The 10,023-nt window shown below is 37.2% G+C and carries 8 protein-coding genes; 3 read left to right on the forward strand and 5 right to left on the reverse strand.

What is annotated here, in order from left to right:
- Together EG242_RS14215 and EG242_RS14220 are read left to right on the forward strand one after the other, a co-directional pair.
- The coding region (locus EG242_RS14215) for a T9SS type A sorting domain-containing protein (RefSeq protein ID WP_148090583.1) at positions 1 to 1,969 on the forward strand (1,969 nt) is incomplete at its 5' end.
- 12 nt (positions 1,970 to 1,981) lie between these two features.
- Complete coding sequence (locus EG242_RS14220) at positions 1,982 to 2,827, forward strand: outer membrane beta-barrel protein (RefSeq protein ID WP_158608884.1); 846 nt, start codon at positions 1,982 to 1,984, stop codon at positions 2,825 to 2,827.
- A gap of 373 nt (positions 2,828 to 3,200) precedes the next feature.
- On the opposite strand, the gene secA is transcribed toward EG242_RS14220, so the two are convergent.
- The 3 genes from secA to EG242_RS14235 all read right to left on the reverse strand — a co-directional run bounded on the left by secA (position 3,201) and on the right by EG242_RS14235 (position 7,317).
- Positions 3,201 to 6,323 carry a preprotein translocase subunit SecA gene (gene secA / locus EG242_RS14225; protein ID WP_124900529.1) on the reverse strand — a complete coding sequence of 1,041 codons (3,123 nt, stop codon included), beginning with the start codon at positions 6,321 to 6,323 and terminating at the stop codon, positions 3,201 to 3,203.
- A gap of 88 nt (positions 6,324 to 6,411) precedes the next feature.
- Positions 6,412 to 6,633 carry a DUF2795 domain-containing protein gene (locus EG242_RS14230; protein WP_014166495.1) on the reverse strand — a complete coding sequence of 74 codons (222 nt, stop codon included), beginning with the start codon at positions 6,631 to 6,633 and terminating at the stop codon, positions 6,412 to 6,414.
- Positions 6,634 to 6,744: 111 nt separating this feature from the next.
- Positions 6,745 to 7,317, reverse strand: coding sequence for a cob(I)yrinic acid a,c-diamide adenosyltransferase (locus tag EG242_RS14235; RefSeq protein ID WP_124900531.1), 573 nt, complete (start codon positions 7,315 to 7,317; stop codon positions 6,745 to 6,747).
- A gap of 100 nt (positions 7,318 to 7,417) precedes the next feature.
- Between EG242_RS14235 and EG242_RS14240 the strand changes: the two genes are divergently transcribed.
- The gene (locus EG242_RS14240; RefSeq protein WP_124900533.1) at positions 7,418 to 7,834 is read left to right on the forward strand and encodes a DoxX family protein; all 417 of its coding nucleotides are present in this window, start codon (positions 7,418 to 7,420) and stop codon (positions 7,832 to 7,834) included.
- On the opposite strand, the gene EG242_RS14245 is transcribed toward EG242_RS14240, so the two are convergent.
- Complete coding sequence (locus tag EG242_RS14245) at positions 7,831 to 8,316, reverse strand: hypothetical protein (protein WP_124900535.1); 486 nt, start codon at positions 8,314 to 8,316, stop codon at positions 7,831 to 7,833. The genes EG242_RS14240 and EG242_RS14245 overlap by 4 nt on opposite strands.
- A gap of 200 nt (positions 8,317 to 8,516) precedes the next feature.
- Complete coding sequence (locus EG242_RS14250; RefSeq protein WP_124900537.1) at positions 8,517 to 9,896, reverse strand: T9SS type A sorting domain-containing protein; 1,380 nt, start codon at positions 9,894 to 9,896, stop codon at positions 8,517 to 8,519.
- Between the last annotated feature and the right edge of the window lie 127 nt (positions 9,897 to 10,023).

A 10,023-nucleotide genomic window follows, 5' to 3' on the forward strand; every position in this document is an offset into this window, starting at 1 on the left:
ATCGGCTGTTCAGAATTTCCCTGCAAGTTGTTTGGAAAGTACCGACGCAAATGCTACAGTGACTGTAACGGGAGGAACTACACCATATACTTACTTGTGGGATAACGGCATGATGACGGCAAATGTTGATAACCTTTCGGTTGGAACTCATACAGTAACGGTTACTGACTTTAACGGATGTACTGCTACCACTGCTGTTACAATAACTTTTGAAGATACTGTTAATCCTTTACCTGCTTTAGTTAAATTACCTGATGTACTAGCACAGTGTGTAGTTAATGAGGGAGATGTTGCGGTACCGACAGCGACAGATAACTGTCTGGGGACTGTTATGGTTACAAACAATGCAGTTTTTCCTATTACTACGCAAGGTACTACAGTTATTACTTGGACATATGAAGATGTTAACGGTAACGCCACTACGCAGCAGCAAACGGTAATCGTAAAAGATACAACACCTCCAGTACCTGTAATAGCAAGCTTGCCTGTTATTACTAAAGAATGTGCAGTACTTTCTACCGATATTCCTGTGCCAACGGCAATTGATAACTGTACGGGTACAATCGCGGCAACTACGGCAGATACATTGGTTTATACTCAACAGGGTACATACACGATTAATTGGTCTTACAACGACGGAAATGGTAACATCACTGCGCAGCAGCAAACGGTAGTTGTAGAAGAATCACCATTGGCCGATATAGTTTTGAATGACCTGACAACGGTTTACAATGGGAATGTTCAGAATATAATGGTAGGCAATTTGCCTCTTGGTGCAACGGTTTCTTATAACATCAATCCTCAGGCAGAAGAAGATAACGGTGCAGTGAACGCCGGAACCTACACGGTTACAGCTGTTGTTACACCACCTGCTTATGCAGTGAATTGTGATGCAGTAACGCTTACAGCGGAACTTGTTATTGAAAAGTCGGCTCAAATTATTCAATTCAATGAACTTGAAGTGGTTTCATTGGAAGAAGCAGCAGATTTCCAATTAATGGCAGAAGCCTCTTCTGGTTTGCCGGTAACTTACACGTATGCTTATAGCCAGACTACTCCGGCAGCTGTAGTTACGGCTGAAGGATGGGTACAAATAATGCATTCTGGTTCTGTTATGATAACTGCGCATCAGGAAGGAAACAATAATTATCTTCCTGCACTTTCTGTAGAACGTACTCTGACAATCGAAAGCAGCGATGCTTCTTTACAGCAGATTGTAATCAACGGAAACGTTTATACAGATCCTGATACAGAAATTTACTACATGATAGATTGTGATAGTACTACTAACGAAGTGCCTGTGCAGATAGATGCAGAATATGGAGCAACCGTTTCACCTGCACGTGATTTTGTGATCGTTACTCCTAAACCGGGTGTTTATAGAAATGCGGTACAGGTTGTGTCTGAAAATGGAGAGGTTACTAAAACATATCAGATCATTGTGGAACGTCCTTTCGCATTTAAAGACATCGTAATTCAAAAATTCGACAATACGCTGTTGGTAAACAATAATCCGCAGACAAATGGAGGTTATCGCTTTGTAAAATATGAATGGTACAGAAACGATATGCTGATAGGTACCGAACAAGTATATTCCGTAGGAAATACTAAACAGGATTTATTAGATGAGAACGCATTGTACAGCGTAACGCTTACAACGGAAAATGGTGACGTAATTCATACTTGTGCTTCACAAATTGATAGAAAACATAATTTTAAAATCAATGTTTACCCTAATCCTGTGCGTGTAAATGAACAGTTACAAGTGGTGTTCGATTATCCTGCTTCGGCATTCAAAAATGCAAAGGCGGCACTTTACACAACATCAGGAAAACTGGTTCAATCTGTTACTTTATCACAGAATGTTTCATCAGTTCAGCTTCCTGCAGGTCTTGCCGAAGGAATCTACATGTTGGTGTTGCAGATAGAAGACAGACAGGAAACCGTTAAAGTGGTTGTAAAACAATAAATCTTAGAACAAGTGAAAAATAATAGTAGAAATACATTCTTTAGCTGCTTGGTTGCATTCTTTTTAGTGAATGCAGCACAAGCTCAGGAATGGCAGATTGAAGGTGCAGCACATTTAATTCAGCATCAGGGCAGCGAATCCTTACCTTTAGCAAAACATTCCGAAGGGTTTTCCGTTGGTCTTGGCTACAGCCAGTACTTGAACGACAACTGGAGTATTAGTACAGGAGTTTCGTATTTGGGAACAGAACTTACTTTTGCTGCTTCTGGAGTAAAGGGAAGTACAATGGAAGTAGATATGGAAAACGATCCATTCGAATTTCGATACAACACCGGTTATTTTGAAGAATCGGTTAAATGGCAAAGTTTTCGTATTCCCTTAACAGTTCAATATGAAACTCCGGGCATTGTTCGTTGGTATCTGCGTACAGGAATTCTGTACGGCATACAGGCAGGAACTTCTAAATACCGCCAGAAGTGGAATGATCTGAATACGTCGGGCTATTACCAGCAATGGGATGCAGAACTGAACGGTCCGGAATTTGCAGGGTTTGGAAAAATGGGTGATAGACATACCGAAGGTACTGTGAAACTTCGCAATACATTCTCATGGATTGTAGAAACGGGTATTAAACAAACACTGAGTACTACGAACGACCTGTACCTGGGTTTGTTCTTAGAGATGGGATTGAATGATATGCGTTCTTCAAAAGAGGCAACAGCGCAACCCGTACAATATACCCCTGAGATTGAGAACCCTTTAACGCTTAACAGTGTGTTAGATCAGGCACAGTATAAAGACAAAACAATTACACCTTTAACGGTTGGCTTTAAAATCAGATATGCATTTGAATTTTAATCATTAATCAAAAAGCTCCACAATAAATGTGGAGCTTTTTTAATACATTTCGATTTAAAATAGATTGATTGCTTCTTATTTAATCCGGGTGTTTATCGGTATTTCCTCTTAAATTGGTTCTAACATTTTTAAATTAAGCTTAAATATCTACATCTACCCGAACGATAATTTAATATAATAGTAAATTATTAAGTTTTGGAAATGATATGGGATGAAAAATTGCTTTGAACTGAAAGATCAGGAATAATTGTTTTAATATTCAGCTACGGATATTTCAGGCTTTCCAAGTTGATATCAAGAATTACACGATTAAATAGTAATCTTAAAACCATAAAAAAACTCCAACGTTAAAGTTGGAGTTTTTTGCTTTTTATTAAATCGTAAACGAACCGTTTGTTCTAATTTGTGGTTCATTACTTTGTTCTTGTTGTTCTTGTTTTGGCAAATCACCTTTCATTAAGAACGAGATTACGTCTTTGTTGATGTTTTGCATGGTGTCTTTAAACAAGTTGAAAGCTTCGAACTTATAAACCAATAAAGGATCTTTTTGTTCGTGAACGGCTAACTGAACAGATTGTTTTAATTCGTCCATTTTGCGCAAATGCTTTTTCCAAGCTTCATCAACTATAGAAAGTACAATGTTTTTCTCGAAATCGTTGATTAACGTTTTACCTTCTGTTTCAAATGCTTTGCTTAGATCGGTTACCACGTTCATGGTTTTAATTCCATCGGTAAACGGAACAACCATACGCTCGTACCCACCGTTTTCGTGTACGTTTTTAATTACTTTAAAGGCTTCTACAGCGCTTTCTTCGCATTTAGCAACGTATTTTTTGTAGGCAACTTCGTATAACTTATCTGTTAATTCAGCATCGCTTAATTTGTTGAATTCATCTACGGTGAACGGAGATTCCATTCCGAAAATCTTGATTAGATCGTATTCGAAATTTTTAAAATCGTTTCCTATTTTGTTTCCTTCAACTAAATAATCGCATAAATCGAACATCATGTTGGCGATATCAACTTTTAAACGATCTCCGTGTAATGCATGACGACGACGTTTGTAAACAACTTCACGTTGTGCATTCATCACATCATCATATTCTAACAAACGTTTACGAACACCAAAGTTGTTTTCTTCTACGCGTTTTTGTGCACGTTCTATTGATTTGGTCATCCAAGAATGCTGAATAACTTCGCCTTCTTTTAAGCCCATTCCGTCCATAATCTTCGCAACACGCTCTGACCCGAACAAACGCATTAAGTTATCTTCTAACGAAACGTAGAATTGAGAAGACCCAACATCACCCTGACGACCTGCACGCCCACGTAACTGACGGTCAACTCGACGAGAATCGTGACGTTCTGTACCAATAATTGCTAAACCGCCCGCTTCTTTAACTTCGGCTGAAAGTTTAATATCGGTACCACGACCCGCCATATTTGTTGCAATAGTAACAACTCCCGGATTTCCTGCTTCTTCTACAATTTGCGCTTCTTGCTTATGTAATTTTGCATTTAAAACGTTGTGCTTAATACCGCGCATTTTTAACATACGGCTTAATAATTCTGAATTTTCTACAGATGTTGTACCAATTAATACCGGACGACCTGCTTGTGATAATTCTACAACATCATCGATCACCGCATTGAATTTTTCACGAATTGAACGGAAAATTTTATCTTCACGGTCTTCACGAGCCATTTTGCGGTTGGTTGGAATTTCAACAACGTCTAATTTGTAGATTTCCCATAATTCGCCAGCTTCTGTAATTGCAGTACCCGTCATACCTGCCAATTTGCTGTACATACGGAAATAATTCTGTAAGGTAACGGTTGCAAATGTTTGGGTAGCAGCTTCGATTTTTACATTTTCTTTTGCTTCAATTGCTTGGTGTAATCCGTCTGAATAACGACGACCATCCATGATACGACCCGTTTGCTCATCAACAATCATTACTTTGTTATCAACAACAACGTATTCCGCATCTTTTTCGAACAACGCGTATGCTTTTAGTAACTGCGTTAATGTGTGGATACGTTCTGATTTTACACCGAAATCTTGGAATAAAATCTCTTTTTTCTCTGACATTTCTTCGGCAGAAATGTTTAATTTTTCAATCTTGGCAATCTCGGTTCCAATATCTGGTAAGATAAAGAAGTTATCATCCATACCTTCTGATAATACTTTGATACCGTTATCTGTTAATTCTACCTGATTGTTTTTTTCGTTGATTACAAATAGTAAACCTTCATCTACCTTTTTCATTTCGCGGTTGTTATCCTGCATGAAATGATTTTCGGTTTTTTGAAGAATTTGTTTTACACCTTCTTCAGATAAAAATTTTATAAGTGCTTTGTTTTTTGGAAAGGCACGGTACGAACGCAACAAGCTAAAACCACCTTGTTTGGTGTCGCCTGCTTTTATTAAACGTTTTGCCTCTGTAAGGAATCCGTTTGATAATTGACGCTGCTGTGCTACCAAAGAATCTACTTTTGGTTTTAGTTCTAAAAACTCATGACGATCACCCATTGGAACCGGACCCGAAATAATTAACGGTGTACGTGCATCATCAACCAAAACAGAATCTACCTCATCTACAATTGCGAAATTGTGTTTGCGTTGAACCAATTCTTCTGGTGTATGTGCCATGTTATCACGTAAATAATCAAAACCAAATTCGTTATTTGTTCCGTAAGTAATATCTGCTTGATATGCTTCACGGCGACCTGATGAGTTTGGTTGGTGATTATCGATACAATCTACAGTTAAACCGTGGAATTCAAACAAAGGGGCATTCCACTGACAGTCACGTTTTGCAAGGTAGTCATTCACGGTTACCACATGAACGCCGTTACCTGCTAATGCGTTTAAATAAATAGGAGAGGTAGATACCAATGTTTTACCTTCACCGGTTTGCATTTCGGCAATTTTACCTTGGTGAATTACTGTTCCACCAATCATTTGCACATCGTAGTGCACCATGTTCCAAGGAATCATTTTTCCGGCAACTTCCCATGTGTTAGACCATATTGCTTTATCGCCTTCAATGCGTACATGACCTTTTGTTTGTGCAAACAATTTGTCTTGCGCTGTTGCAGTAACAACCAATTCGTTGTTGTTTGTAAAACGGCGTGCTGTTTCTTTAACCACAGCAAATGCTTCCGGTAAAATATCGAACAATGCTTTTTCTGATAACGTGTATGCTTCTTTCTCTAACGTATCGATAGATGCATAAATGTTTTCTCTTTTATCAATGTCGGTTGTTTTTTCTAATTCTTCGCGGTACGAAGCAATTTTAGAGTCTTGACCAAAACGTGCTTGTTTTATTTTTTCTTGAAAAGAAATGGTCTTTTCTCTTAACTCATCATTGCTTAAATTTTCGAATGAATTATAAAACTGATTGATTTTATCTACAATAGGGCGGATGGACTTTACGTCTTTCTGTGATTTATCGCCCACAAACGCCTTTAAGATACTATTTATGATACTCATAAATAAGTTTGATTTTAAATTAATATTCCGTGATATGTGTTTACAAAAAAAGCCTCTTAATTACCGAGACTTTTAATTGCTATGTATTTTAATATTCATCCTCGTTCCAAAGGTAATCTTCGTCTGAAGGATAATCTGGCCAAATTTCTTCCATTGATTCGTAGATTTCTCCTTCGTCTTCAATAGACTGTAAGTTTTCTACAACCTCTAAAGGTGCACCAGTTCTAATAGCATAATCTATAAGCTCGTCTTTGGTCGCTGGCCATGGGGCATCACTTAAATACGATGCTAATTCTAATGTCCAATACATCTTTTGATATTTTTAGTAATTATGTGCAAAAATAAATTTAATAATGAAAAAATCAAGTTTTTTTTCATTAAATCTTTTTAAATAAAGAACGTTAGTTAATAATAATCTTTTTTATTGCTTTTCAGGTATCCATTTAACCTCTTCGGCGTTTAAATCAAAAGTCAACTTTCGTGCCAACACAAATAAATAGTCAGAAAGTCGGTTTAAATATTTCAAAACCATCTCATCTGTTGGTTCTATGTCATTTAAATGGGTAGATAAACGTTCGGCTCTACGACAAACACAACGTGCAATATGACAATATGACACGGTTGTGTGACCACCTGGCAATACAAAATGAGTCATTTGTGGCAGGTTGGTTTCCATTTCATCGATAGCTTGTTCCAAATAGGCAACATCTTCTTCGGTAATTTTCGGAATATTCAATCGTTCCTTTCCGTTTTTTAGAATTGCTTTTTCAGGATCGGTCGCCAAAATAGCGCCTAAAGTGAACAATCTGTCTTGAATACGGATTAATTGATCTTTATAAATAGTATTGATTTCTTGGTCGCGGATTAAACCAATGTACGAATTTAACTCGTCTACCGTTCCGTAACTTTCAATACGAATATGATATTTTGGAACGCGTGATCCGCCAAATAATGCGGTAGTGCCTTTATCGCCAGTTTTTGTGTAAACCTTCATAAAAAAAATGTTTTCGTAAATATACACTAAAAAAATAAGTTGTGCGTTTAATATTAATTGGCTAAATTGGTAATTGTTATTAAAAAGAAAAGATAAAATTATGAAATTGAGTACCACGAAAATATCACCTAAAACCTTAAGTTTTGGGCTGTTGTTGTTTCGTTTATGTTTAGGCGGATTGATGATAGCCAACCACGGATGGATGAAAATTGTTAATTACGAAGTTTTAAAGACGCAGTTTTTTGATTTTTTAGGGTTAGGTTCGCAAATATCTTTAATTTTAGCAATTACTGCCGAAATTTTATGTTCGATATTACTAATATTTGGATTATATACCCGAGTTGTTTTAATACCTTTAATTATAACCATGTTGGTAGCAATAGGAACACATGGATGGCAGATTTTTGGCGAAGCCGAAATGGGCTTTTTATATTTGCTTGGTTTTGTGTTTCTGTTTATTGTTGGTCCCGGCGATAACAGTATCGATGCACGTATGAACAAACGAACTTACTTTTAATAGCGTATAAAGAAGTTTTGTTTTGGTTGTTCGGTACGTTTTGATATTAAACAGCCATAGTAAAAATCAACAACTAATGTAATTTCAGGGTTTTTTCTTAATTGATCGAAAAAAGATTTTAGGTAAGAAGAATACGATACAATCAATAAAAGTTGTGAATTGTTCATGCTGTTTATTGTTTGAAGTATGCTTGGATGATTTTCCGGTGTGTAATGTTCTAAAATAAGATCTGCAGTTTGTAATTCAACAGTTATTTCTATTGATGTTTGTTTGATAGCATCCAACAACGTTTTATCTGAAAGGTAAACAGCTTTTGGTTCAAAGTAATGTATTGATTGTAATAACCATTGATTTGTTTTATGCGAAAGAGCAAAGTCTTTTTTCTGTTGATACAACCCTTTAGTAATGTAATTATACACAAAAGGCGAATGAACACCATGCTGATTGGTAGATTTTACTAAAAATTGAAGATATGAAAACACTGAATTGAAGAGTTGTTTTATTGTTAATTGTTGAATCGTTGATTTGTAGAACGTACAATACGTTAAAACTTTAGGACTTATTCTTTAACCGTTTATCCGCTAATAATTTAATTGTCGATGTAAAGATAATGGTTTAAAACAAAAAAACACTTCTGAAAAAAAATCAGAAATGTTTTTTACCTTGTAAATTTATAAAAAAATTAATCTTTAATAAACTTCACCGAACCACTTTTTTCGGTTTTGATGAAATAAACGCCATTGGCAAAACTGCTTATATTAATGGTATTGTTTCCTGTTTTTAAGGTTCGTTCCGCAAGGGATTTACCTGTTATATCAACAATTATGATTTTTATATTTTCTTCTATGTTACTGTCGATATTCAAAATACTGTTAGCTGGATTTGGATAAACAGCAAAGTTTTTTATTTCATTTTTATCGACATCTGCTGACGCAGTAGCCAACGCCAAACTAAAATACCACCCTGCACTTGGTTTTGCCCAATTGGTAGCTGTGCCTACCTGCATAGGAGAGAGTTGGTTAGTAGTGTTTCCTATACCCAATAGTCCATCCCAGTTCCAACCCCAAGCCCAAAGTGTTCCGTTTGATTTAACAGCAAGAGAATGGTCTTGTCCTGCACTTACCTGCGACCAGTTGGTGGCTGTGTCTACCTGCACAGGGATGTTTTGACCAGTGGTAGTTCCTATACCTAATTGTCCTTTATGATTCCAACCCCATGCCCAAAGTGTTCCGTTTGATTTAACAGCAAGACAATGTCTTATTCCTACACTTATCTGCGACCAATCGGTGGCTGTGCCTACCTGCACAGGAGTGGTTTCTTCATCATCATAATCATTTCCTGTGCCTAATTGACCGTCCCAATTCACACCAAATGCCCAAAGTGTTCCGTCTGATTTCAAGGCAAGGGAATAGTTTTCTCCTGCACTTATCGATGTCCAGTTGGTAGCCGTACCTATTTGCACAGGAGAGAGTTGGTCAGTAGCATTTCCTGTACCTAATTGTACGTAACTATTAGAACCCCAAGCCCAAAGTGTTCCGTCTGATTTCAACGCAAGAGAATGATAAGTTCCTGCACTTACCTGCGACCAGTTGGTATCTGTGCCTATCTGTGTAGGTGAAAGTTGACCAGTAGTATTTCCTGTGCCTAATATTCCACCAAGACCCCAAGCCCAAAGTGATCCGTCTGATTTAATAGCAAGAGAATGAAATTCCCCTGCGCTTACCGATGCCCAGTTGGTGCTTGTGCCTATCTGCACAGGAGAGAGTTGGTTAGTAGTATTTCCCGTGCCTAATCGTCCGCTTCCACCACCACCCCAAGCCCAAAGTGTTCCGTTTGATTTAATAGCAAGGGAGTTTCCGCTTCCTGCACTTATCTTTGTCCAGTTGGTATCTGTACCTGTCTGTACAGGACTGTTTTGTTGTGTGGTAGTTCCCGTACCTAAATTTCCGTAGTCTCCACTTCCCCAAGCATAAATGCTGTTTTGTGTTTGTGCTGTTGTTACTGCTAGCAACGATGTAATAATAGCGGTTGCTTTTCCGATTTTTTTGTAAAAATTTATCATTTGTTAATTTGTTGAACTGTTTTAATGCCGAATGTCCTTATCGTCGATATAAAGATATGTTAGATACCCGTAGTGCATTATAGAAAAAGTTGCTCAAAAGATTAAAAATCAGTATATTGTATTGACT

The organism is Paenimyroides viscosum, from assembly GCF_003858535.1.
GTDB lineage: Bacteria > Bacteroidota > Bacteroidia > Flavobacteriales > Flavobacteriaceae > Flavobacterium > Flavobacterium viscosum.

Excerpts from the sequence above, each read along its gene's own strand:
- EG242_RS14240 (WP_124900533.1), top strand. The coding sequence starts at position 7,418 with ATGAAATTGAGTACCACGAAAATATCACCTAAAACCTTAAGTTTTGGG.
- EG242_RS14250 (WP_124900537.1), bottom strand. The coding sequence starts at position 9,896 with ATGATAAATTTTTACAAAAAAATCGGAAAAGCAACCGCTATTATTACA.
- EG242_RS14230 (WP_014166495.1), bottom strand. The coding sequence starts at position 6,633 with ATGTATTGGACATTAGAATTAGCATCGTATTTAAGTGATGCCCCATGG.
- EG242_RS14235 (WP_124900531.1), bottom strand. The coding sequence starts at position 7,317 with ATGAAGGTTTACACAAAAACTGGCGATAAAGGCACTACCGCATTATTT.
- secA (WP_124900529.1), bottom strand. The coding sequence starts at position 6,323 with ATGAGTATCATAAATAGTATCTTAAAGGCGTTTGTGGGCGATAAATCA.